Here is a 24,227-nt window from a genome sequence, read left to right on the forward strand (position 1 = left end):
CGATCCGCCGTCGGACATCTTCATTTGCAGTTCGGGGGATTCACGATCTGCCTGAGCGCGTCGGTGTCCTTGATGTGCACGTAGCGCTGCTTGACGTCGATGATGCCGTCTTCCACAAACTTCGAAAAAGTGCGGCTCACGGTCTCCAGCTTCATGCCGAGATAGCTGCCGATCTCCTCGCGCGTCATGCGCAGCACCAGCTCGGATTGCGAGAAGCCACGCGCATGCAGCCGCTGCACAAGGTTCAGCAAAAACGCGGCGAGGCGCTCCTCGGCCCGCATGCTGCCCAGCAGCAGCATCACGCCGTGGTCGCGCACGATCTCACGGCTCATGATCTTGTGGACATGGTGCTGCAGTGTGGTGAATTCCCGAGAGAGTTCTTCCACCTGGTCGAAAGGCATGATGCAGACCTCGGCGTCCTCCAGTGCAATGGCATCGCAGGAATGGCGGTCGCTCACGATGCCATCCAGCCCAATGATCTCGCCCGTCATCTGGAAGCCGGTCACCTGATCGCGGCCGTCGGCTGTGGTCACGCAGGTCTTGAAAAAGCCCGAGCGTACGGCGTAGAGCGATGTGAACTTGTCGCCCACGTTGAACAGTGCGCTGCCGCGCTTGACACGTCGGCGCGTGGAAATCACCCGGTCGAGCTTGTCCATCTCGCCCGCATTGAGTCCCATGGGCAGGCACAACTCGCGAAGGTTGCAGCTAGAGCAGGCGACCTTGATGCTTTGGGCGTCCATATGCAGTCCGTATTGATCCCTGAAAGCTCGAAGCATACCCCCATGGAGTGTCGATGCTCAATGCCCATGCCTCCCGCTGACCACATTTGACCAAGATCAAGGGGGGAGGTGCCTCTCTGTTGCACAGTGAAGCCTGATATGGAGACCATCCCGTGAGCCACGCCATTTCCGACGACCTGCTGAGGCGTTTCGACGTCCCGGGGCCCCGGTACACCTCGTACCCCACAGCCGACCGATTTGTCGAAGCCTTTACCGAGCACGACCATATCCAGGCACTGGGGCAGCGCCGTGCCGGATCCATGGCGTTGCCGCTCTCGCTCTATGTGCACATCCCGTTTTGCGAATCGGTCTGCTACTACTGCGCTTGCAACAAGGTCATCACCCGGCACCACGAGCGCGCCGCGCAGTACCTGCGCTACCTCGCGCGCGAAGTGGAGTTGCAGGTGGCGCATTTCGGTGTGGGGCACGCCGTTTCCCAACTGCACCTTGGCGGCGGAACCCCCACTTTCCTCTCGGACGCAGAGCTAGAGGACCTCATGGCCATGCTGCGTCGGCATTTCACCCTGGCGCCCGGTGGCGAGTACTCGATCGAGGTGGACCCGCGCACCGTCACCGAGGAGCGCCTTCGCTCGTTGGCGCGCCTGGGTTTCAACCGCCTGAGTTTCGGCGTGCAGGACTTCGATCCTGCCGTGCAGAAGGCAGTGCATCGCGTGCAGCCGGCCGAGCAGGTGTTTGCGTTGGTGGAGGCTGCGCGCCGCATCGGTTTCGAGTCCGTCAACGTTGATCTCATCTACGGATTGCCCCTGCAAACGCCTGAATCCTTCAACCGCACGCTGGCCCAGGTCAACGCCTTGCGGCCCGATCGCATCGCGCTGTACGCCTACGCCCATCTGCCCTCGCGTTTCAAGCCGCAGCGGCGCATTGTGTCCGCCGAACTGCCGAGCCCTGGCGACAAGCTGACCATGCTCTCTGCTTCGCTGGATGCCCTCATGGGCGAAGGCTATGTGTACGTGGGCATGGACCACTTCGCGCTGCCCACCGATACGCTGGCAGTGGCCAAGCGGCAGGGTCGACTGCACCGCAATTTCCAGGGCTACAGCACCCAGCCCGACTGCGACCTGATCGGCCTGGGCGTTTCCGCCATTGGCCGCATCGGCGCCACGTACAGCCAGAATGCCAAGACGCTGGCAGAGTACGCCGACCTGCTGGACCAGGGGCGCCTGCCCATCGTGCGCGGGCTGGCACTCACGCGCGACGACCTTTTGCGTCGCGCGGTCATCATGTCGCTCATGTGTCAGGGCGAGTTGCAGTTTGAGTCGATCGAACTGGGTCACCTGATCGACTTCAAGCGGTATTTCGAGCGCGAGCTGGAGGTGCTCCAGGACATGGCCGAACAGGGGCTGGTGACGATCCAGCCTGGCGGCGTGCAGGTAACGGAGACCGGTTGGTACCTTGTGCGGGCGATCGCCATGGTGTTCGACAAGAATTTGCAGGTCGACCAAGATCGGGCGAAATTCTCTCGGATCATCTGAACCACGATGCAGACCACGATGGCGATCACGGCCCTGTTCATGGGCCTGGTGGGCGGCCCCCACTGCGTGGCCATGTGCGGTGCGGCCTGCGCGGGCATCGGTCGGGCTGCCGGAGTTCGCAGCACGTCTGCGCTCATGACCTTCCAGTTCAGTCGCATGGTGGGCTACGCCTTGTTCGGCGCCCTGGCCGCCGGCTCGGTGCAGGGCCTGGCCTGGCTGGGTACCAACACCGCTGTGCTGCGCCCGGTCTGGACCATGTTCCACGTGGCGGCGCTGATGCTGGGTGCGGTGCTGCTCTGGCAGGCTCGGCAGCCGGCGTGGATTGAGGCGCTGGGCCAGAACGTGTGGCGTCGCGCCCGGCCGGTGCTGGGCAAGTTGGGGCCGCGTGCGCCTGTGGTGCTGGGTGTTGGCTGGGCGCTCATGCCGTGCGGGTTGCTCTATTCCGCCTTGCTGGTCGCGTCGCTGTCGGCCAACGCGCTCGAGGGTGCGGTCATCATGGCGTTGTTTTCACTGGGCACCTCGGTCTCGCTCACGGCTGGCCCCTGGCTCTTGCTGCGCCTTCGCGGCGCTCGATCGGGCGCCTGGGGCATCCGACTGGCCGGGTTGGCGTTGGCACTGACCTCGGGTTGGGCGGTCTGGATGGGCATCACACAGCCCTCCGGGCTGTGGTGCGCCTGAGGTCAGCGAGCGTTTCGCCCTGGCAGTGTGGCCAGCACCAGGCCCAGCAAGGCAATGCCGAATGCCACACCCTGCAACGCGGTGAGGCGCTCGCCCATGAACAACACACCGATGGCCGCCGCACTGATCGGCAGCATCACGGTGAACACACCCGCCTGTGAAGCCGGCACCACCTTGAGGCCGGTCATCCAGAGCCACACCGTCCACATGCTGGCGGCCAAAGCGTAAAACACCAGCAGCGCCCAGATGGGTGCGGCCACGGAGCCGAAGTCAAACTGCCAGGCAGTCCAGATGCCCAACGGTGTGACCAGCGCGAAGCCCCAGAGGTTGATGACTGCCGAGATGCGCCTGGGGCTCAGCCCCTCAGTGAGGCGCTTGCCGATGACGACGTACGACGCCTCGCAGACCACCGCCGCGAACACCAGCAAATTCCCCAGCAGCGCACGACTGATGCCGAACGGCCCACTGGTGTCAACCTCGACGCTTGCGCCCGCATCCCCCTTTTGCAGTGAGAACAGGCCAATGCCAATGGCCGCGCAGGCGATGCCGGCGGCGCTGCGCCAGCCGATGCGCTCGCGCAGGAACAGCCAGCTCAGCACCGCTACCACGGCCGGAATGGATGACATGACGACACCCGCAGCCACGGCGGTGGTCATGCTCACACCGAAGAGCATGCAGATGGAAAACAGGAAATTTCCCAGGAACGACTCCAGGAACAGCAACCACCGCGTTCGTGGCGTCATGGGAGGTTCGGACGTCGGCTTGCGCAGCCAGGACCACATCGCCAGGCCGCCGATGCCAAAGCGCAGCCAGGCCAGCAGGAACACCGGAAACACGAGCACCAGCGGCTTGGACAAAGCCACGTAGCTGCCGACCAGGGCCATGCTCAGGGCGAGGCAGCCATAGGCCCACCAGCGGGTCAGGGGAGGAGATGGATTCACGGAAAGAGGGCGGCTGCACGAAAGTGGGCTGCATCATGCCCGAAGCCACCTCGTGCGATTCCTGCATGAGAAATGAGGTTTTCGCAATATGAAATACTAGAATGTTGCGCCGCACGATTTTTTCTCAATGCAAGAGATTGATTTTCGCATCGAGAAATCATATGAATACATCGTTGAAAAATAACCAGAAAAATTTTATCTTATATAAGACATAAGAGCTTTCAAAACTCTTCTATAAGACTTAAAGTCAACCCATCGGCATCCCGCTTGCATGTCGACGATGCAAACCCCGAAGCCATCCCTTTTCATCAACCTCACGGAGTCCGCCATGCCCCAATCTCTCACCGAGCAACTCAGCCGCGCCCAACAGATCGAAGCCCTGGAAAAAGACTGGGCGACCAACCCCCGCTGGAAGGGCGTCAAGCGCGGCTATTCCGCCGCTGACGTGGTCCGACTGCGCGGCAGCATGCAGATCGAGCACACGCTGGCCAAGCGCGGCGCCGAAAAGCTGTGGGACAAGGTCAACGGTGGCGCCAAGAAGGGTTACGTGAATGCGTTCGGCGCCATCAGCGCGGGCCAGGCCATGCAACAGGCCAAGGCGGGTCTGGAAGCGGTTTACCTGTCCGGTTGGCAAGTGGCCGCCGATGGCAACACCTCCGAAACCATGTACCCCGACCAATCGCTCTACGCGTACGACTCGGTGCCCACCATGGTGCGGCGCATCAACAACACGTTCAAGCGCGCCGACGAAATCCAGTGGGGCCGTGGCATCGAGCCGGGCAGCCCGGAGTTCATCGACTACTTCCTGCCCATCGTCGCTGACGCCGAAGCGGGTTTCGGCGGCGTGCTCAATGCCTTTGAACTCATGAAGAACATGATTGCCGCCGGTGCGGCCGGCGTGCACTTCGAAGACCAGTTGGCAGCCGTCAAGAAGTGTGGCCACATGGGCGGCAAGGTGTTGGTGCCCACGCAGGAGGCGTGCGAAAAGCTGATCGCCGCGCGCTTCGCCGCCGACGTCATGGGTGTGTCCACCATCGTGCTGGCCCGCACCGATGCCGAAGCGGCCAACCTGATCACCAGCGACCACGACGCCAACGACAAACCCTTCCTGACCGGCGAGCGCACGCAGGAAGGTTTCTACCGCGTCAAGAATGGCCTGGAACAAGCCATCAGCCGGGGCATTGCCTACGCGCCCTACGCCGACCTGGTGTGGTGCGAAACCGGGGTGCCCGACATCGGCTTTGCCCGCGAATTTGCCCAGGCCGTGCAAAGTGCCTGCCCCGGCAAGCTGCTGTCGTACAACTGCTCGCCATCGTTCAACTGGAAAAAGAACCTCAACGACAAGCAGATCGCTTCGTTCCAGGAAGACCTGGCCGCGCTGGGCTACAAGTACCAGTTCATCACGCTGGCCGGCATCCACATCAACTGGTTCAATACGTTCCAGTTCGCCCACGCCTACGCCCGCGGCGAAGGCATGAAGCACTACACCGAGATGGTGCAGGAACCTGAATTCGCCGCACGGGACAAGGGCTACACCTTCGTGTCGCACCAGCAGGAAGTGGGCGCGGGTTACTTCGACGACGTGACCACCGTGATTCAGGGCGGCTCATCCAGCGTGAAGGCGCTGACCGGCTCGACCGAAGAAGAGCAGTTCCACTGAACCTGCCCAAAGCGACCGAGGTGACAGGGCCACCCTTCGGGGTGGCTTTTTAATTGGTGGACGCTGGTGGATGGGGCGGAGAGCCCTTGAGGGGTTCCGCGGGATCCAGCAGGCTGCGAGGCGGATTTCTTTTCATTTCCTGGGCCAGCGTCAACTGGTCCGGGCTCATGCATTCATCCGCCAGCCTGGCACCCAGCTTCTGGCTCATGAGCATGGACTTGTTGCCGAGTTGCAGCCAGAGCGCGCCACGTTTCGGATCTTCGAGCCGGATGGCGCCGGTGCGGCTTTCCACCGGGTGCATGAAATAGCGTGCATTGCGGACGTTCTTGACCTGAACCAGAAAGAAACCCTGGCGCCTGGCGGGCGTGATCTCAACGGTCGAGCCCAGTTCGCAGGGAATCTGCCCAACGTATACCCTTTGAGCGACGGCGAGATCCGCTTCACTGAGGACGACGTCTGAGTGTTCTTCGATGGGGGTTGCCTCTTCAACGGCCTTGGCAGCCGAGCGAGCCAGCGGAGCGCGTTTCGTGGGCGGCTTGACGTTGGAGGTGGGTTTGGCCACGGGCGGGCTGGCAGGGGTTTGTGCCACCACCGCCAGGGGCGCGAACGCCACCGCGCTCAGCGAGAAATACAAGGGGAGCAGTTTCATGCGGTCGGTGGATGGGACGTGGAAGCAGCGTGTAGTCTGCACGCAGAGCAACTTCATGGGTGTTCGGAGATGTTTCCAATCGGCCTGCCTTCGCGCTCGAGCCTGGAAATTGTGGGAAAATCGTGGTCCATCTGACTCAACAAGAGCGAGAAAGGCAATCTGGTTATGACACCGCGAACTATGGAGACGACTCTCCTGGCCCGTTGAGGCCTGCAGTTCGCGCCTGCCCGATTCCCTGTTCCTCTCACACCAGCGCGGCTCCTGCCGCGCTTTTTGTTTTCTGGACGACCATGTTGCACATCACGCTTCCCGACGGTTCCCAACGTGAATTCCCCGGCCCGATCACGGTCGCCGACGTGGCTGCCTCCATTGGCACCGGCCTGGCCAAGGCCGCACTCGCCGGCAAGATCGGTGACAAGGTCGTCGACACCAGCCACCTGATCACACAGGACAGCCCACTGTCGATCATCACGGCCAAGGACGCCGATGGCCTGGAGGTGATCCGCCACTCCACGGCTCACTTGCTCGCCTACGCGGTCAAAGAGCTCTTTCCCGATGCCCAGGTGACCATCGGTCCCGTGATCGAACACGGGTTTTTCTACGATTTCTCGTACAAGCGCCCCTTCACACCTGAAGACCTGGCGGCCATCGAAAAGCGCATGGCCGAGCTGGCCTCAAAAGACGAGCCGGTGGTGCGCCGCGTGCTGCCGCGCGATGAGGCGGTGGCGTATTTCAAGGGTCTCGGTGAACACTACAAGGCAGAGATCATCGCCAGTATCCCGAGCAACGAGGACGTGTCGCTCTACCGGGAAGGCGCCTTTGAAGACCTCTGCCGAGGCCCGCACGTGCCCAGCACTGGCAAGCTCAAGCACTTCAAACTGATGAAGGTGGCTGGTGCCTATTGGCGTGGCGATCACCGCAACGAGATGCTGCAGCGCATTTATGGCACCGCGTGGGCGACCAAGGAAGAACTGCAAGGCTACCTCACGATGCTGGAGGAGGCCGAGAAGCGCGATCACCGCAAGTTGGGCCGTGAACTGGATCTGTTCCACATGGAGGAAACGGCGCCGGGCCTGGTGTTCTGGCATCCCAAAGGCTGGACCATCTGGCAGGCGGTGGAGCAGTACATGCGCGCCGTTTACCGGGACAACGGCTACCAGGAGGTCAAGGGTCCACAGATTCTGGACAAGAGCCTGTGGGAGAAGACGGGTCACTGGGACAATTACCGCGACAACATGTTCACCACGGAATCGGAGAAGCGCGAGTACGCGCTCAAGCCGATGAATTGCCCTGGGCACGTGCTGATCTTCAAGCAAGGCATCAAGAGCTACCGCGACTTGCCACTGCGCTACGGCGAGTTCGGCCAATGCCACCGCAACGAACCCAGCGGCGCGCTGCACGGCATCATGCGCGTGCGCGGGTTCACGCAGGACGACGGCCACATCTTCTGTACCGAAGACCAGATCCTGGACGAATGCATTGCCTATACCGCCCTGCTGCAGAAGGTCTACGCCGATTTCGGCTTCAAGGACATCATCTACAAGGTGGCGACCCGTCCAGAGAAACGGGTGGGCTCCGACGAACTGTGGGACAAAGCCGAATTCGCGGTCATGGAAGCTCTGCGCCGTTCAGGCTGCGAGTTCATCGTCTCACCCGGCGATGGTGCGTTCTACGGGCCCAAGATCGAATACACGCTCAAGGACGCGATCGGCAGGCAATGGCAATGCGGCACCATGCAGGTGGACTTCAACACCGCAGAGCGCCTGGGTGGGGAATACGTGACCGAAACGAGCGGGCGTGCGCACCCTGTCATGTTGCACCGCGCCATCGTGGGCAGCCTGGAGCGGTTCATCGGTATTCTGATCGAGCAGCACGCCGGCGCCTTGCCAGTCTGGCTGGCGCCGGAACAGGTGGCGGTGCTCAACATCACCGACGGACAGGCCGATTACTGTCGTGAAATCGCGAAAACGTTGCAGAATCAAGGGCTTAGGGTCGTAACCGACCTGCGCAACGAGAAAATTACGTATAAAATACGGGAGCACGCGTTGCAAAAGCTGCCTTTCATCCTCGTCGTGGGCGACAAAGAGAAGGCGGCCGATGCCGTGGCTGTGCGGGCTCGGGGTAACAAAGACCTCGGTGTCATGCCGCTGGAAGCCTTTTCCAAACTCATTGCGGCAGACGTTTCATCCAAGGTTTGACACCAAACATCAGGATCGAAGCCCCTGCGGTCGTGGCATCCCTCGTTTGCCCAACGGCGGCCCTGGGGGCTGCCATCGTGTCTGATCAGCCCACACAAAGGAACTCACCATAGCTACCAACTTTCGCGACCGCCGCCAGCGTGAAGAGCGCGCACACCGACTGAACCGGGAAATCATGGCCCCTGAGGTTCGCCTCAACGGGCCGGAGAATGAGCCGCTGGGCATCGTCAGTCTGCAAGAAGCGTTGCGCATGGCCGGTGAGCTGGATGTGGACCTGGTCGAGATTGCGGCCACCGCCGTCCCTCCCGTGTGTCGCCTGATGGACTACGGCAAGTTCAAGTACCAGGAGCAGAAGAAGGCCGCTGAGGCGAAAGCCAAGCAGACCGTCATCGAGATCAAGGAAATCAAGTTTCGCCCGGGCACGGACGACGGCGACTACAACATCAAGATGCGCAACATTCGCCGGTTTCTGGATGATGGCGACAAATGCAAGATCACCTTGCGTTTTCGCGGTCGGGAAATCACCCACCAGGATCTCGGCCTGGCGCTCTTGAACCGCATTCGCGATGAGCTGGCCGATTCCATCGTGGTGGAACAGTTTCCCAAGCTCGAAGGGCGTCAGATGATCATGATGATTGCGCCTGGACGCAAGAAGGCTGGCGGTGGGGCGCCCAAGGCTGCTGAAGTGGCCGTGGCCCCCACGGAAGGACAACAGGCGGCTTGAGCCGCTGGTGAAGAACAAAGAACTGGATCGCCAGAGTAGTCTCCTGGCGGTTCGAGGTGCAGTCCGAGAGGATTGATGCCGAACGGGTGACCGAAAGGCTGCCCATAAAAGTGGCTCGGGGCCAACAAGTCTGCGGAAGGTTCGCAGCGCCTCACGAGCACAAATGAAAAGGAGCATGCAAATGCCCAAAATGAAGACCAAGAGCAGCGCGAAGAAGCGTTTTCGCGTTCGTCCCGGTGGCACCGTCAAGCGCGGCCAAGCCTTCAAACGTCACATCCTGACCAAGAAGACCACCAAGAACAAGCGCCACCTGCGGGGTGCGGTGACCGTGCATGAGACCAATATGGGTCACATGGCACAGATGCTGCCCGGCATGGGCATTTGATCAACGACGAACAAGGAGTAACTCATGCCTCGCGTCAAACGTGGTGTCACGGCTCGCGCCCGACACAAAAAAGTTCTGGCTCTGGCCAAAGGTTTCCGCGGCCGCCGCGGCAATGTCTTCCGCATCGCCAAGCAGGCGGTGATGAAAGCCGGGCAATATGCCTACCGTGATCGCCGCACCAAAAAGCGCGTGTTCCGGCAGCTGTGGATTGCCCGCATCAACGCCGGCGCTCGCGCATGCGGCCTGACGTACAGCCAGTTCGCCAACGGCCTGAAGAAGGCTCAGATCGAGATCGACCGCAAGGTCCTGGCCGATCTGGCGGTGAACGATCCGGCTGCCTTTGGCAGCATCGTGGAGCAAGTCAAAGCCAAGCTGGCCGCTTGATTCACGACAGGGACGCACGGCGGGCTTGCCGCTGTGCCACCCGGTCGCTCAAAGGGGTTGAGGCTTGAGGGATTCCCTCGCAGGCTTCAACCCTTTTTTTGTTTCCCAACGATTCCCCCACACACATGAACGAGTTGGACGAACTGGTCGAAGGCGCACGAGCCGCGTTTGCCCGCGCTGCCGCCCCCGCCGATCTGGAAAACGCCAAGGCCCTGTTTATGGGCAAGTCCGGCCGCATCACCGAGCTGATGAAAGGGATGGCCGCACTCTCGGTCGATGAGAAGAAAACGCGGGGGGCTGCGATCAATCTTGCCAAACAGGCCATCGAAGCCGCTCTCGCCGAGCGTCGTCAGGCACTGGCCGAAGCAGAAATGCAGAGGCAGCTGCACGCCGAGGCGCTGGACGTGACGCTGCCCGGGCGCCAACGCGGCCAAGGCGGTCTTCATCCGGTGAGCCTCACACTGGAACGCATCGAGGCCATCTTCGGTTCCATGGGTTTCGAGGTGGCGGAGGGCCCGGAGATTGAATCCGACTGGTTCAATTTCACCGCGCTGAATACGCCCGAGGACCATCCGGCGCGTTCGATGCATGACACCTTCTATGTCGAAGGTGGTAGCGAAAAGGCGCCCAACCTGCTGCGCACGCACACCAGCCCCATGCAGATTCGCCACGCTGTGCAGCACGTCAAGCGTCACCGCTTCGCGCTGGATGCCGGCCTTGGCATGCCTGAGATTCGCGTGATCGCGCCCGGGCGCACGTATCGCGTGGACAGCGACGCCACCCACTCACCCATGTTCCATCAGTGTGAGGGCCTGTGGATTGGCGAGAACGTGAGCTTCAAGGACTTGAAGTTCGTCTTCACCGACTTCTGTCGCACGTTTTTCGAGTCGGACGACCTGGTGCTGCGTTTCCGTCCAAGCTTCTTTCCCTTCACCGAGCCGAGCGCAGAGATTGACATCCAGTTCCAGCATGGCCCGCTGGCCGGCCGCTGGCTTGAGGTGGCTGGTTCGGGGCAGGTGCATCCGAACGTGGTGCGCAACATGGGCCTGGACCCCGAGCGCTACATCGGCTTTGCCTTCGGCATGGGGCCAGACCGCTTGACCATGTTGCGCTACGGCGTCAACGATCTTCGCCTGTTCTTCGACGGCGACGTCCGCTTCCTCGCCCAGTTCCGCTGAGACCTTGACATGCAATTTCCCGAATCCTGGCTGCGCGCCTTCTGCAACCCTCCGCTGACGAGCCAGCAGCTCGCCGACACGCTGACCATGGCGGGTCTTGAGGTCGAAGAACTTGCGCCTGTGGCGCCTCCATTCACGAAGGTGGTGGTGGGCGAGATCAAGACGGCGGACCAGCATCCCAACGCCGACCGACTGCGCGTCTGCCAGGTGGACGTGGGGCAGGGCAGCCTGCTCAACATCGTCTGCGGAGCACCCAACGCGCGTGCAGGCATCAAGGTGCCATGTGCGCTGGTGGGAGCCGAGTTGCCACCTGGCGAAGATGGCAAACCCTTCCTGATCAAGCTGGGCAAGCTGCGCGGCGTTGAAAGCCAGGGCATGCTGTGTTCGGCGCGGGAATTGAAGCTCTCCGAGGACCATGGCGGCTTGCTGGAGCTGGCGTCCGACGCCCCGCTGGGCCGCGACGTTCGCGAGCAACTCTCGCTGGACGACATGCTGTTCACACTCAAGCTCACACCCAATCTGGCGCACTGTTTGAGTGTGTACGGCGTCGCACGAGAATTGGCCGCACTCACGGGAGCACCCCTGGTCGAACCCGTGTTCACGCCGGTGCCTGCGACCCTTCAGGACCGAATGCCCGTGAAGGTTCAGGCGCCAGACCTGTGCGGCCGTTTTTCCGGCCGCATCGTGCGCGGCGTCAACACCCGGGCGACCACGCCGGACTGGATGGTCGAGCGTCTGGCTCGCTGCGGCCAGCGCAGCGTGACCGCTCTCGTCGACATTTCCAACTATGTGATGTTCGAGCTGGGCAGGCCCTCGCACATCTTCGACCTGGACAAGATCCACGGTGGCCTGACCGTGCGCTGGGGCCAGTCGGGTGAGACTTTGAAACTGTTGAACGGCAACACGGTCGCCGTCGACGAACACGTCGGTGTGATCGCCGACAACCAGAGCGTCGAATCGCTTGCCGGCATCATGGGTGGGGACGCCACTGCAGTGTCCGACGACACCAGCAACATCTACATTGAAGCGGCCTTCTGGTGGCCCAAGGCCATTGCCGGTCGTTCGCGCCGCTACAACTTCTCCACCGACGCCGGTCATCGGTTCGAGCGCGGGGTGGACCCATCCACCACGGTGGAGCACGTGGAGCGCATCACGCAACTGGTGCTCGATATCTGTGGCGGTCAGGCGGCGGTGATGGACGATCACGTGGTGAATTTGCCCGCCGTCCAGCCGGTGAGCCTGCGCGTGGCGCGGGCGGCCAGGGTCACGGGCATGTCGCTCACGCAGGCTCAATGCGCCGGCGCGCTGCGCCGCCTGGGGCTACCGGTCGAGGAGGGCGATGGCGTCATCACGGTCACGCCACCCGCTTACCGCTTCGATCTCCTGATCGAGGAGGACCTCATCGAGGAGGTGACCCGTGTCATCGGATACCAGAACCTCCCCGATACCCCACCACTGGCGCCCATCACCGCGCGCATCCGTCCCGAAGCGCGTCGTGGTCCCTTTGCACTGCGGCGGCAACTGGCCCAACTCGGCTACCAGGAAACCATCAATTTCAGCTTCGTCGAGGAGCGCTGGGAACATGAGCTGGCTGGCAATTCCACACCCATTCGCCTGCTCAACCCCATCGCCAGCCAGATGAGCGTGATGCGCTCTTCGCTGCTGGGCAGCCTGATCTCGGTGCTCAAGTTCAACCTGGATCGCCGCGTCGACCGGGTGCGCCTGTTTGAGCTGGGCCGGGTATTCCTGCGAGACGCCTCCGTGCCCGACAGCGACGCGACCGTGGCTGGTTTTTCCCAGCCCATGCGTGTGGCGGGCCTGTGCCATGGTGGAGTGGACACCCTGCAATGGGGCATGCCGGAGCGTTCGGTGGACTTCTTTGATGCCAAAGGCGACGTGCAGGCCTTGCTGTCTCCCCGCAGCCCGGAGTTCCGGGTCGCTGAACACCCTGCGATGCACCCGGGGCGCTGCGCCAGCGTCTGGTTGGGCGATCGCTGTGTTGGCCATGTGGGCGAAATGCATCCGCGGTGGCGGCAAGCCTATGAGTTGCCGCAGGCACCCGTGATGTTTGAACTGGATCTTGATGCGGTTCTTGAGCATCCGGTGCCTGCCTACCAGGTCGTGGGGAGGCATCAGGCCGTCGAGCGCGACCTGGCGATCGTGGTCAAGGAGTCCGTCACTCACGCTGCGATCATGGATGCGATCCGTGCGCCGGCGAACCCCTGGTTGCGCGATGTGGTGCTTTTCGACGTTTACCGGCCCAAGAAACAGGCGGGCGGCCAAGGCGGTGCCGGCGCGTTGAACGACGACGAAAAAAGCCTGGCGGTCCGGCTGGTGCTCAACCGCGACGACGCTACACTGACCGAGGAAGACATCGAAGCGACTGTCAAAGGCGCGCTGGCGTCTGTGGAGCAACGGCTGGCCGGCCGGCTGCGCGCCTGATCAAACGAGGATGGAGAACCCCCGCATGGAACTCGCTGTTGAAAGCCTGGAGACCCCGGCATTGACCAAAGCTCAACTGGCCGAACTGCTGTTTGACCAGATTGGCCTGAACAAGCGTGAATCCAAGGACATGATCGACGCCTTTTTCGATCTCATCACCGATAGCCTCGTCAATGGCAACGACGTGAAGATCTCCGGTTTTGGCAACTTCCAGATTCGCACCAAGGCTCCCCGCCCCGGGCGCAATCCGCGGACTGGCGAGCCTGTGGCGATTCAGGCACGCCGCGTCGTCACCTTCCACGCCAGCCCCAAGCTCAAAGAGCAGGTGCAAACCGCCGTCATTGGCAGCTAAGCACGCTCCAAAAAGAGCAATCACGCTGTTTTTCGCATCGGTCTGCTCGGCAGCGAGTCTGCGCGCGGGCGGCCCGTCGGCACCTCAGGGGCGCGCCGTTGCAACATTTCACACGGATTTCATCAATCCTCCGCGCACGCCTGCTCAAGTTAGAGTAGATTTCAAGGTTCGGTCTGTACTGCCTTGATTTTCATGGAAAAATCACTTCCGCCCATCCCCGCCAAGCGCTACTTCACCATCGGTGAAGTGGGCGAGTTGTGCGGTGTCAAGCCCCATGTGCTTCGGTATTGGGAACAGGAGTTCACGCAGTTGAGACCCATGAAACGCCGCGGCAATCGGCGCTACTACCAGCACCATGAGGTGCTGATGATCCGCCGCATACGAGAGTTGCTTTACGACCAGGGCTTCACGATCAGCGGCGCGCGCAACAAGCTGCAAGAGATCGTGCAGGCCGAGCGTGACAAGCGGCGCAACGAAGATGGCGAAGCCATTGACGTGATCGAGCTCGATGAGATGGTGCACGGCGGCGATGTGGTGGTTCCATTCATTGAAGCTGACGATCCCGAATACCGCGAGTCGGGTTCCTTGCTCCACGATGTCAGGCGGGAGCTGCTTGAAATACGCGAGCTTCTTCGGCACACCGCCTGAAAGGCTCCGTTTGCCAGCTATAATTTAAGGCTTGTCGGCGTGTAGCGCAGCCTGGTAGCGCACTTGCATGGGGTGCAAGGGGTCGCGAGTTCGAATCCCGCCACGCCGACCAATAAAATCAACGGGTTAGCTCAGAAATGAGCTAACCCGTTTTTCTTTGTGGCGCTCCGGGGGTAAACCGGGGGGTAAACCGCCGTTGGGCTTTAGCTTCTTCAACGGACCAGAAGAAAGCCCACGACGACAGGACTCTCATTCCTAGACTCCGCAACTTCTCAGGTTTTGGCTTTGTGGTGGTCAAGCAACGATGAGACGTTGCCTGTATGGCTTGGCGCCATCGACTTCAGTTCGCCGACGAACGGCAACTTCTTGCCGGCTCGCGTTCAGTGCGTGGGTTGGTCCGGTGATCTCGCGATGAAGGCTTCAATGCCTTCTGCGTTGATCTCGGCCATGGCCGTGTCCAGTGCTTCCTGGTCCGTTGCGAACTCCCCGTCCCACATCGTGGAGTTGTTCAGGTCATCCACGACCTCCAGCGTCCAGCCTGAGTGCGGCATGCGGTAGATGTGGATTTCGACCGAACGCCCATCGGCCGAGTAGGTCTGGTTCAACGGGGAATCAATGAGATCGTGTTCGTCGTACATGTCGAAGTGAAGTTCGTGCGATGGAAGAACTCTACCCGGACACTACACCCCGCGCAGCACACTGAACTCTCGGAACAACCGCGCCGGCAGCGGCGTCTGCAAGCGCCAGACGATGCTCATGGGCCGGTCGCCCTCGGCCGACTCCAGCGTGACCGGCCCGCAGGCACGGTAGGCCTCGCCCTTGCGCGGTCTCACGAATAGCTGGAACTGCCATCCATTGGTTGCGCTTTCGAGATAGCGCCGACCGCCAGGCGTGTCCGGGCCTGCGCTGTTCTGGGATTGCCAGTGAAAGCGCTCGGCGCTGATCGCGTAGTCGTGGTACGCGATGCGGTCGTGGTAGCCCTCACTCTTGTCGAGCGTGACGAACAGCAGCTCGGTCTGGCGGCTGAGCAGCGACAAGGTGCCGGCCTGGAACGGCACGCGGCGCGACGCCGTCAGCCAGCCCACCGCCGTGAGGATTTCGCGCGCACCGTAGCCTGCGTGCAGGCACAAGGGCGTGTCTTCTAGACCGGGCACCGGATGCGCGCCCAAGGTGCTGCGGGCCTGCAGAAGGGCAGACAGCTCCACCAGCTCGGCAGCGATGGCTGGGTGACCCTCCAAGCGCTCCAGGAAGGCTTCGTGCCCCGCTGCCTGCTCGTGGCGTCCATCGATCTGATAGGCCAGCATCTGCACGCCCAGAGCCTCCTCTGCATTGATTGCTGATGAACTCCCTTGGCGCGAACCCACAGCGGCCATCACATCGAGTCGGCGTGGATCGTCTACATGCAGCAGATCGCCAAAGCGGCGGCTGAAGTAGTCCTCTTCAGGTCCGGGCTCAGCGACGATCAAGCCCGCATCGCGCTTGAGCGATGTCCAGCCGCTGCGGCCTTGTCCGGTACCGGTGCGGTAGATGTCCTCCAGCTCCAGCGCCTGGTCGTGCAGGAAGTCGGCCAGTTGAATCGCCGATCGGCCACGCAGTGCCGCATAGGTCTGCAGCTCGGTCTTCAAACGGCGCCAGTTCTGGGACGTCAGGGATCGCAGGCCTTGCAGCACTTGCTCTCGCGTCTGGCGCTGCAGATGGATGTGGCAACCAGGCGGCAGGCTGCCGAAGCCGTTCTCAACGCCGTCCACCAGCTCACGTCGCGACAAGCCGGTCAGGCTCGACAACAGGCGGTCAAACCGGAACTCGGCCCGGTGCTGGCCAACGAAGTCGAGCACGAGGCAGCTCTCCTTGTCGGGCGCCAAACGCAGACCACGACCGATCTGTTGCTGGAACAGGACCGGGCTCTGAGTGGGTCGCAGCAGCAGCAGCGTGTCCACCATCGGCAGATCGATGCCCTCGTTGTAGAGGTCCACCGTGACCAGTGCGCACAGCTCACCTTTTTCCAAACGCTGAGGTGCACGTCGCCTGTCTTCGGCGGCCGTCGTGCCCACCACACAGGCCGCAGGCAGACCCGCACGGTTGAGCCAATCGGTCATGAACTCTGCGTGCGCGACCGACACACAAAAAACAATGGCGCGGGACTTCCGCGCATCGGACGCCAGGCGGCGCCATTCATTGATGACCAGCTTGGCGCGCACGTCGTTGCCGGTGACCAGGTTGTCCACCGCCTCGCGTTCTCCCGGCCTGTCCCAAGGCACTTCCGAAAAGTCGGTGGCGTCGTCGCAGGCGTAGTACTCGAACGGCGCCAGCAGCTGTAGGTCCAGCGCATGCCACAGTCGCAATTCGACCGCTGGGCTGCCGTCCGGCCGCGAATCGAAATAGGGCGCGATGGGTTGCCCGTCGCTGCGCTCAGGCGTTGCCGTCAACCCAAGCAACACACTGGGGCGAACGGCCCGGGCGAATGCGTCAAACCGATCGGCCGCTAGGCGGTGGCACTCATCCACCACGACCGTGTGCCAGTGGTCGACGCCAACGGTGGCCACCAGGTCGCGGCTGGTCACGCTGTCGATGGTGGCGAACAGGTGGTCCTAGCGTTCGGGTTGATGACTTCCCGTGAGCAGATCGCCGAACTCGGGATCGCGCAGCACCTCGCGGTAGGTGCGCATGGCCTGACGCAGGATTTCCTCTCGGTGGGCCACAAACAGCAGGCGAGGACGCCCGCCTTCGATGCGGCAGGTGTTCCGGTAGTCAAACGCCGCCACCACCGTCTTGCCCGTACCGGTGGCCGCCACCAGGAGGTTTCGGGTTCGACCGTGCGCGCGCTCGGTGGTCAGCTGCTCCAGCATTTCCAGCTGGTAGGTCTTGGGCTGCAGGTCGAAAAAGCTGATCGTGGCAGAGGGCTCGCCGCCAAACGACTCTCGACCCAGCGCCGCTGCCAGGGCCTGTCGGTGTTCAACGTTGTCCGGGTCATAGCGCTGGAACTCGCTGTCCGCCCACAGCGTCTCGAAGTGGGCCACGGCACGGGCAAACAGCGCTTCTTGCGCGCGCTGGGTCAGCTTGACTGTCCACTCCAGCCCGCCGGTCAGCGCGGCACCTGAGAGGTTGGCGCTGCCGACATACGCCGAACCAAAGCCGGTCTTGCGCTGGAACAGCCAGGCCTTGGCATGCAGACGGGTGCGCCGGCCATCCAGCGACACGCGGACCTCACACCCGGGCAGCCGCGCGAGCTCGTCCAGCGCGCGTGCCTCGGTTGCACCTGTGTACGTGGTGGTGAGGATGCGCAGCCGGGTCTTCGGTTGCGCCTGCCCATCTTGCTGCGCACCCTTGGCGGTGATCTGCTGCAGCACATCCTGCAGCTTGCGCACGCCCGAGACGGTGATGAAGCTGACCAGGATGTCCACCTGATCGCTCGATGCCAGCTCGCGACGAATCTCCTGCAGCAGCGAAGGCGAGCCTTTGCCGGCCGTGAACAACCAGGGCACGCCCAGCCCAATCTCCGGCGACACCGGAAACTGCTGGTCGCGCTGCACAGCCCTCAGGACCCGCAACGGCGGCGCCACCAGGTCCACCACTTCGCCAGACGCGGAGACGCCATCCGCGTTGCTTCCGGTGAGTCGCTGCCGCAACATCACCAGCAGGCCATTGACCAGTTTGAGTTGTCGCTTTGCCTTCTCGCCTTCGTCACCCGACACATCGTCGAGGATGGTCGAGAGCTGGCGGGTGATGACATCTGCCAGGAGGTCAGCTGCCCCACCCTTGAGCGCCGACACATCGGCACGTGAGGGGTCCACCTCGGCGAGCGAACGGGCCAGCCCCTCGGTCACCAACAGGTCATAGAGGCCATCGGGCAATGCCATCGGTGTCCTTGAATCAGTTGATCGGGCGCGTGCCACGGCAGGCCGGGTAACCAGCGCAGCCCCAGAACTCGTTGCCGGCGTTGGCGCCGCGTTTGGCGGTGCGCCGCACCATGGGTTTCGCGCACAGAGGACAAGCCAGCGCTTGGGTTGGCGGAGCAGGGGAGTGTGCCACCGGCACAGCAGGCTTCTGGGCACGTGGGCGGTCGACTCCCGCCTGGACTTGCCGTAGCAGTCCGTGCAGCTTCGGCCCATCAATCAGCGTCACATTGCGACCGCTCGCAAAGTTGATCGCCTCATCGGTGAACCGCCCCGAGGTCACCACGAATCCGCCGGTGGCCCCCTTGGCAGCCATCACCCCATATAGCTCGCGCACCACATCCACGCCAACCTTGTAGGCGCGCCACTGCTTGCATTGCACAAGAAATTTCTCGCCGCCGCTCTTGCCCGGCTTGGTAAGCACGAGGTCAATGCCGCCGTCGGCACCACCGCCCCCGGTTTCCACCACCTGGTAGCCCTGCAATCGAAAACCTTCCCCCACGAGCATTTCGAACTCGCGCCAGCTCATGCCATCGAGCGCGTCGGTCGCCTTGCTCCCGGCCACGTCAGCCACCAGGTTCTTTCGCTCTCGGCGCCGCCAGGCAGACGTGACCGCACCCAGCAAGCAAATGAAAGGAACGAAGTACTGGCCAACAGTGGCCAGCGCTTTCCAGATGGACTGCGTGACCATCCCGCCCATTTGTCCGGACTGCGTCGGCGCCACCACCGGTTGGGATGCGATGCTGTGGAGCACGAAGTAGCTCACCAGCGCCAGCAGCACTCCGGCCCACCAGGGCAGCATCGCCACCAGTTCCAGCAACTCATCGGCCGTGCTGGTTTTCTTGCGTCTCGCCATTCTTAGTCCCTCCCTTGATGACACTGCTGCATGGCAGCCATTTGCTGGCGCTCAGCCTATCCTGCCATCAATCCTATCCATCTCTCTTCAGTTTGTCCGGAGGGGTCGGACCGTCCGACCCCTGTCGTGGCGAGTAGCACCAGCCGGAAGGGGCAGATCAAGGGGGGCAGCTTTGCATGCCCAATGGATCAGCAGTGACTTGTCAAACGGTTTGACAGCGCAACTCGGTGCCTGCCGTCAAGGTGTTGAGCTGAATGTGGCAAGAGGCAGTCTGGAGGGTCTGCCATCGAACAGGTTCAACTGGTCGAGATGCAGTCCCGGGGTCTTGCGGTTGGCAAGGAAGTTGGTGAGCGAGCCCATGATCGATCGTCGAGGGTGAGGACAATCACTCTAGGGGCCAGAGCAGGCTGGTTGCGTGCTGGATTCGGGCTGAAATCAAGCGGGGAGGGCGGTGCCGGGCAAGCCACGATGACTCGATGCGCCTACTCGTGGTGTCGCATGGATGGATGTTTTTCTTGCGACAGTTGTCTTCCAGGTTCAACTGTGACGATTTTTCTATGCGGATAGGTGTGTCTGGCCTGAACCAAGCCCGGAGGTTGGATGTTCCAATTTGACGTCGATTACTTGCATTCGACGAAATAACGGAACATACTGCGGCATGCTTTCCGAAACCCACACCCAGCGTGTCCTTGATCTGGTTGGCCAGAGAGGGCTTCTGCGCGCCAGCGACCTGGATGCGATCGATGCACCACGGATTGTCCTCACGCGGCTGAATGCCGCAGGACTGCTGGAGCGGGTCGGGCGTGGCCTCTATCGCCTGCCAGATGCACAGGTGTCTGAGTTCGAGAGCCTCGGCACTGTCGCTGCAAAGGTGCCACAGGCCGTGTTCTGCCTGCTCACCGCACTGCAGTTCCACGAGCTGACCACCCAGCTGCCGCGCCAGGTCTGGATCGCCATGCCACGCGGCAGCCACCCACCCCGGATCGACTACCCGCCGATCAAGATGGTGCAGTTCACGGGCGAGGCCTATTCCGAAGGGGTCGAAGAAGTTGAACGCGATGGCGTCAAGCTCAAGGTGTACGGCGTGGCCAAGACCGTGGCGGACTGTTTCAAGCACCGGAACAAGATCGGCCTCGACGTGGCCCTTGAGGCGCTCAAGGACGCTCGTTCGAGGAACATGGCGTCGGTGGACGAGATCTGGCGCTACGCCAAGGTCTGCCGCGTCGCCAACGTGATGCGGCCGTACCTGGAGAGCGTCGGATGAGCGCTGTCGGTCCAAACGTCGCCGCGTCAGTCCGTGCACGCCTGCTCAACGTGGCCAAGGCGCAGGGCGTCGATTTCAACCAGGTGCTGGTGCGCTTCGCGCTGGAGCGCATCCTTTACCGGATGACCCAGTCACCGCACGCGGATCGCTTCCTGCTGAAGGGGGCGCTGCTGTTCACGCTCTGGTACGACATGCCGCACAGGGCCACGCGCGATGCCGATCTTCTCGGCTTCGGTGCCAGCGATCTGGACTCGGTCGCCCAGGTCTTCCGTGACATTGCAGCCGTGTCGGTCGATGACGGGATCGTGTTCGATCCGGCTTCGGTCACGGTCGAGGAAATCCGCAAGGAAGCAGGGTATGGCGGCGTTCGCGTGATGATCGCAGGCGATCTGGCCCGGGCACGTTGCAAGACCCAGATCGACGTCGGGTTCGGTGACGCGGTCACGCCAGCTCCAGTCGATTCGGTCTACCCGGTGCTGCTGGACGATCTCCCCGCGCCAAACCTGCTGGTCTACCCGAAATACACCGTCATCGCGGAAAAGCTCCACGCCATCGCCCTGCTGGGCATGACCAACAGCCGTCTGAAGGACTACTTCGATCTTTCGGTGCTTCTGGACAGGGAGACCCTGGACACCGACTTGTTGGCCCAGGCGATCAAGGCCACCTTCGAACGGCGCGGCATGCCGGCTCCTGAATCATTGCCTGTCGGCCTGACAGACGAATTTGCGGACGACGCTTCTCGGCAGGCCCTGTGGCTGGCGCTTCTTCGAAAGAACGACCTTGCTCTGGAACCCTTGCCTGCAATCGTCGGCAAACTGCGTGTCTCACTGATGCCGGTTCTGCAGACTTTTGCGCCGTGACATCGCCGCAGCGCAGGACGGGTGTCGTCAGCTTCGAGCAGGTTCGCTGGATGAGAGCGCACGCATCAGTTCAGAGGTCGTAGACGTCGTTTGCCTTCCAGGGTTTTCCCACTCGCGCCGAGCGCTAGATCACACGTTCAGCAGCTTGTGCAGGTGTGATGAGTTTGCCCATTGGTTTGGGCGTTGATGGCTGAAATGCCCAACAAAATAGGCAAAGTGCGTGGGGTGCGCAGGTGGCAGCAACAGATGTCCACGCCGACCCTTGGATAACAACGGACCAGCACGATAACCTTGCCAAAGTTATCGTGCACAGCGCGGTGACCTCAGTTCTGAGCCGGCTTCAGGCTTTCTGCGTCTCCGCTGGCGCAGGCGCAGCGGGCGACTACCGATTGTTCTGTTCAAGGATGGCGTCAATCTGCTTCCCCAGCTTGTCCCAGGCCGCTTTTTTCTCATCGGCGAACTCGTGGTGCAGGTAGTGCCGCCGGACCCGGCTGCCAGCCATCACGTGGTTCTGGCAGCGGTCGATGATGTCGGGCAGGATGCCCAGCGCCTGCATCATGGTGGCGCCGGTGCGCCGCATGTCTTGCGGTGTCCACTCTCGGTGGCTGCCGCACTTGAGCACCAGCGCGTTGTCGTTGGCGCGGCGTGACAGGTCCTTGCGGGTCTTGAACCGGATCTGGCGGTCGCCCACCTGCTTGGACACGGTCTTGACGTCGATGTGGGTGTCTTCCTTGTGGTTGCGGGCCGGGAAGCAGTGGGGCGATGTTCCGGTGAGGGCCTTGAGCGCCTGGAACTGACGCAGCGAGAAGTCCGAGAGGTAGACCCGGTGACCCTGCTTCTTGCCCATCAGTCCCTTGACGTTCTCGATCGGGATGGTCCAGTAGCGGGCCGCGCCAGGGCTGGCGCTTCTCGGCCCAGGCGAACAGCTGCACCAGGTCCTGGTGCACGCGCACGGACATGCGGTTCACGCCACGCGCCACCATGGTCCGCAGGAGCTTGCGCAGGTCGTGTTCGGTGATGCTGCGCACGGGCTTGTCGCCCAGCACGGGCAGCACGTCCTTCTCGAACGAGCGGCGCAGTTCGGCGTTGCCGTCCTTGCGCGCCACCCCATCAGCCCGCCAGGCGTCGAACATGTCCTTGAAAGGCTTGTTCTGGCTGGCCTCGGCGGCGGCCTGCGCGATCGTCGCTTCGACTGCAGCCTGGCTCTCGATGCGCTCGGCCTTCTTGTGGTCGTTGGGGTTAACGCCGGAGCGAGCGAGTTCACGGGCTTCATGGCGCAGACGGCGGATCTGTTCCATGGACACGTTGGGCCAGGTGCCGCATGGGTACCACGCGATCTTGCCGTCCCACCGGAAGGCGAATTTGAAGCGGGCGGACACGCTCTGGTCGTTGGCGACGCGGACTTCGCCAATGAGTCCGTCGCCGTCACTGAGGGTGTCGCCACGCCAATCTGGAGGCATGGCCTTGAGCTCCAGCGTCGTCCACTTCTTGCCCTTTCCCGCCTTCGGGTACCGTGTCATGGGGCCTCCATGGGGTAAACGGTGGGGTAAACAAAAAAGGACGCTGTCAGTGTATTTCGTGGGACGACCTGGAATCAAGAATCCTTTGTATCTATATGATTTAAAACAGAAAATTCGTCCCATAACGTCCCGGGAAATCTCGCAAGATTTCGGGCCTTTTGTGTCCTGCGGCAGAAAATCGCGAAAAACTGCTGTTGCGACAAGCAGTTGCGACGGCATTCAACTCCGGTTTGGTCGATGGTGCCAAACGGGCACTTTGAGCACTACGTCACACCTGGGCGCGACATGGCTGCCTGGCGCTGAAAGGCACGCTGTTTTGCTTACTTTTTGTTGCCACTGCCTCTATACTTGCTGCACAAAGACTCAAACCCCCCAGGGTGTTTGTCGTACGGGATTGAGCGAACGCGAGGTACGCAAGATGATGGAATCTTCAGAGCATTCTTCTTCCAACCCGGCTGCTGTCGCTGGCTCGGCGGGCATTGCGCGCCGCCGGCTGGTTCGGGCCGGACTGAGCGCCGCTCCGGTGCTGGCAGCCCTCAAGACCAACAGCGTGCTGGCGGGCGATCACACCTGCATCCGGCCTTCTTCCTTCTCGTCGTTGACGGCCGCGCACATGCAGGTGAGCAAGGGGCGCACCATTCGTTCTGACTTCGAGTGCCAGTCCCACGGCTACTGGAAGAACAAGTCGACTGGTCTGCCGGGCGGCTTCAAGAAGACCATGTTTCTATCGGGCACCACCGGGTTTTCGGCCAACCCGGGCAAGGGCTACGATGGCCTGTCCTTCCAGCAGGTCCTGGAGCTGAAGGGCAATGGCTACAACGCTGCTCTGGCCCGCCATGTGGTGGCTGCCTACCTGACGGCGGTGGCCTACAACAACAATTCGAGCCGCGTCTTGCTCACCAAGAGCCAGTGCGTGAGCATATGGAATGGTCAAGGGACCTGGACGCCCTTTTCGGGCAAGACCTGGGACCTGACGCAGACCATGGCCTATTTCGACAAGATCTACGGTCCAGCCTTCTTGTGACCGCGCCGCCGGCGAGTGCCATTGGTTGCGGTTGCTCGCGTCCTGCCGATTTCGTTCTTCAACATTGGCCTGACGGCGTTGTCGTCTACGACGACGCGCGCGCCAGTCTTCAGGCGCTGCATCCGGTGGCGGGTGAGGCATTTGAAATCTTGCTGACGCAGGGGCGGTTCGACGCCGCGAGCCTCGCCAGGGTGCTTTTCGAGGCAGAGCCTTCACCGGAAGACATTGAACTCGTGGCGTCCTTGCTGGTGGAGTTCGAGTCCATGGGTCTGATCGAGTGCACGCAGGGGTGAGGACTT

Annotated in this window: 22 protein-coding genes, 1 tRNA gene and 2 pseudogenes; 16 read left to right on the forward strand and 9 right to left on the reverse strand. The window is 62.2% G+C overall.

The features are described from left to right. Positions 1-20: 20 nt before the first annotated feature. Positions 21-740, reverse strand: a complete 720-nt coding sequence (gene fnr, locus AB7F11_RS15075) for a fumarate/nitrate reduction transcriptional regulator Fnr (protein WP_428290894.1) — start codon at positions 738-740, stop codon at positions 21-23. Positions 741-892: 152 nt separating this feature from the next. Between fnr and hemN the strand changes: the two genes are divergently transcribed. Next, a complete protein-coding gene (gene hemN / locus AB7F11_RS15080; RefSeq protein ID WP_428290895.1) occupies positions 893-2,272 on the forward strand; it encodes an oxygen-independent coproporphyrinogen III oxidase in 1,380 nt (459 codons plus the stop codon). Positions 2,273-2,290: 18 nt separating this feature from the next. After that, on the forward strand, positions 2,291-2,950 hold the full coding sequence (locus AB7F11_RS15085) for a sulfite exporter TauE/SafE family protein (RefSeq protein ID WP_428290896.1): 660 nt from the start codon (positions 2,291-2,293) through the stop codon (positions 2,948-2,950). 2 nt (positions 2,951-2,952) lie between these two features. On the opposite strand, the gene AB7F11_RS15090 is transcribed toward AB7F11_RS15085, so the two are convergent. Then, entirely contained in the window at positions 2,953-3,834 is an 882-nt protein-coding gene (locus tag AB7F11_RS15090; RefSeq protein ID WP_428300104.1) for a DMT family transporter, read from the reverse strand. Positions 3,835-4,219: 385 nt separating this feature from the next. Between AB7F11_RS15090 and aceA the strand changes: the two genes are divergently transcribed. Beyond that, positions 4,220-5,551, forward strand: coding sequence for an isocitrate lyase (aceA, locus tag AB7F11_RS15095; protein WP_428291557.1), 1,332 nt, complete (start codon positions 4,220-4,222; stop codon positions 5,549-5,551). A gap of 49 nt (positions 5,552-5,600) precedes the next feature. Here aceA and AB7F11_RS15100 read toward each other — a convergent pair whose 3' ends face one another. Further along, positions 5,601-6,200, reverse strand: a complete 600-nt coding sequence (locus tag AB7F11_RS15100; RefSeq protein ID WP_428291558.1) for a hypothetical protein — start codon at positions 6,198-6,200, stop codon at positions 5,601-5,603. Between the two features lie 290 nt (positions 6,201-6,490). On the opposite strand from AB7F11_RS15100, the gene thrS reads away from it, so the two are divergent. The 9 genes from thrS to AB7F11_RS15145 all read left to right on the forward strand — a co-directional run bounded on the left by thrS (position 6,491) and on the right by AB7F11_RS15145 (position 14,623). After that, positions 6,491-8,398: a threonine--tRNA ligase gene (thrS, locus tag AB7F11_RS15105; protein WP_428291559.1), complete on the forward strand. Its 1,908-nt coding sequence runs from the start codon at positions 6,491-6,493 to the stop codon at positions 8,396-8,398. A 109-nt stretch (positions 8,399-8,507) separates the two neighbouring features. Then, a complete protein-coding gene (gene infC, locus AB7F11_RS15110; RefSeq protein ID WP_428291566.1) occupies positions 8,508-9,122 on the forward strand; it encodes a translation initiation factor IF-3 in 615 nt (204 codons plus the stop codon). Positions 9,123-9,303: 181 nt separating this feature from the next. Continuing rightward, complete coding sequence (rpmI, locus tag AB7F11_RS15115) at positions 9,304-9,507, forward strand: 50S ribosomal protein L35 (protein WP_066151481.1); 204 nt, start codon at positions 9,304-9,306, stop codon at positions 9,505-9,507. Between the two features lie 24 nt (positions 9,508-9,531). Continuing rightward, complete coding sequence (gene rplT, locus AB7F11_RS15120) at positions 9,532-9,891, forward strand: 50S ribosomal protein L20 (RefSeq protein WP_086120609.1); 360 nt, start codon at positions 9,532-9,534, stop codon at positions 9,889-9,891. A gap of 125 nt (positions 9,892-10,016) precedes the next feature. Further along, positions 10,017-11,069, forward strand: a complete 1,053-nt coding sequence (gene pheS / locus AB7F11_RS15125; RefSeq protein WP_428291560.1) for a phenylalanine--tRNA ligase subunit alpha — start codon at positions 10,017-10,019, stop codon at positions 11,067-11,069. A 9-nt stretch (positions 11,070-11,078) separates the two neighbouring features. Then, on the forward strand, positions 11,079-13,511 hold the full coding sequence (gene pheT, locus AB7F11_RS15130) for a phenylalanine--tRNA ligase subunit beta (protein ID WP_428291561.1): 2,433 nt from the start codon (positions 11,079-11,081) through the stop codon (positions 13,509-13,511). Positions 13,512-13,536: 25 nt separating this feature from the next. Then, on the forward strand, positions 13,537-13,863 hold the full coding sequence (locus tag AB7F11_RS15135; RefSeq protein WP_428291562.1) for an integration host factor subunit alpha: 327 nt from the start codon (positions 13,537-13,539) through the stop codon (positions 13,861-13,863). Positions 13,864-14,055: 192 nt separating this feature from the next. Continuing rightward, positions 14,056-14,511: a MerR family transcriptional regulator gene (locus tag AB7F11_RS15140; protein WP_428291563.1), complete on the forward strand. Its 456-nt coding sequence runs from the start codon at positions 14,056-14,058 to the stop codon at positions 14,509-14,511. A gap of 35 nt (positions 14,512-14,546) precedes the next feature. Beyond that, positions 14,547-14,623, forward strand: a tRNA-Pro gene (locus tag AB7F11_RS15145). Between the two features lie 268 nt (positions 14,624-14,891). On the opposite strand, the gene AB7F11_RS15150 is transcribed toward AB7F11_RS15145, so the two are convergent. From AB7F11_RS15150 to AB7F11_RS15165, 4 genes and pseudogenes are all read right to left on the reverse strand, one after another. Further along, the gene (locus tag AB7F11_RS15150; protein WP_428291564.1) at positions 14,892-15,149 is read right to left on the reverse strand and encodes a hypothetical protein; all 258 of its coding nucleotides are present in this window, start codon (positions 15,147-15,149) and stop codon (positions 14,892-14,894) included. A 42-nt stretch (positions 15,150-15,191) separates the two neighbouring features. Continuing rightward, complete coding sequence (locus AB7F11_RS15155; protein WP_428300105.1) at positions 15,192-15,884, reverse strand: DUF3427 domain-containing protein; 693 nt, start codon at positions 15,882-15,884, stop codon at positions 15,192-15,194. 498 nt (positions 15,885-16,382) lie between these two features. After that, positions 16,383-18,368 (reverse strand): annotated as a pseudogene (locus AB7F11_RS15160) (DEAD/DEAH box helicase family protein); the annotation flags it as partial. Between the two features lie 13 nt (positions 18,369-18,381). After that, positions 18,382-19,260: a restriction endonuclease gene (locus AB7F11_RS15165; protein WP_428289590.1), complete on the reverse strand. Its 879-nt coding sequence runs from the start codon at positions 19,258-19,260 to the stop codon at positions 18,382-18,384. A 658-nt stretch (positions 19,261-19,918) separates the two neighbouring features. On the opposite strand from AB7F11_RS15165, the gene AB7F11_RS15170 reads away from it, so the two are divergent. Both AB7F11_RS15170 and AB7F11_RS15175 read left to right on the forward strand, forming a co-directional pair. After that, a complete protein-coding gene (locus tag AB7F11_RS15170) occupies positions 19,919-20,524 on the forward strand; it encodes a type IV toxin-antitoxin system AbiEi family antitoxin domain-containing protein (RefSeq protein ID WP_428289589.1) in 606 nt (201 codons plus the stop codon). Further along, complete coding sequence (locus tag AB7F11_RS15175; RefSeq protein WP_428289588.1) at positions 20,521-21,384, forward strand: nucleotidyl transferase AbiEii/AbiGii toxin family protein; 864 nt, start codon at positions 20,521-20,523, stop codon at positions 21,382-21,384. Before AB7F11_RS15170 ends, AB7F11_RS15175 begins: the two co-directional genes overlap by 4 nt. A gap of 382 nt (positions 21,385-21,766) precedes the next feature. On the opposite strand, the gene AB7F11_RS15180 is transcribed toward AB7F11_RS15175, so the two are convergent. After that, entirely contained in the window at positions 21,767-22,231 is a 465-nt protein-coding gene (locus tag AB7F11_RS15180) for an integrase (protein ID WP_428289587.1), read from the reverse strand. Between the two features lie 70 nt (positions 22,232-22,301). After that, positions 22,302-23,123: pseudogene (locus AB7F11_RS15185) on the reverse strand (integrase arm-type DNA-binding domain-containing protein); the annotation flags it as partial. Positions 23,124-23,322: 199 nt separating this feature from the next. Between AB7F11_RS15185 and AB7F11_RS15190 the strand changes: the two are divergent. Next, positions 23,323-23,928 (forward strand): hypothetical protein, encoded by a 606-nt coding sequence (locus AB7F11_RS15190; RefSeq protein ID WP_428289586.1) that lies wholly within the window; start codon positions 23,323-23,325, stop codon positions 23,926-23,928. Continuing rightward, the gene (locus AB7F11_RS15195) at positions 23,925-24,221 is read left to right on the forward strand and encodes a hypothetical protein (protein WP_428289585.1); all 297 of its coding nucleotides are present in this window, start codon (positions 23,925-23,927) and stop codon (positions 24,219-24,221) included. Before AB7F11_RS15190 ends, AB7F11_RS15195 begins: the two co-directional genes overlap by 4 nt. The last annotated feature ends 6 nt before the right edge of the window (positions 24,222-24,227 follow it).

The organism is Hydrogenophaga sp., assembly GCF_050250835.1.
Classification (GTDB): Bacteria; Pseudomonadota; Gammaproteobacteria; order Burkholderiales; family Burkholderiaceae_C; genus Hydrogenophaga.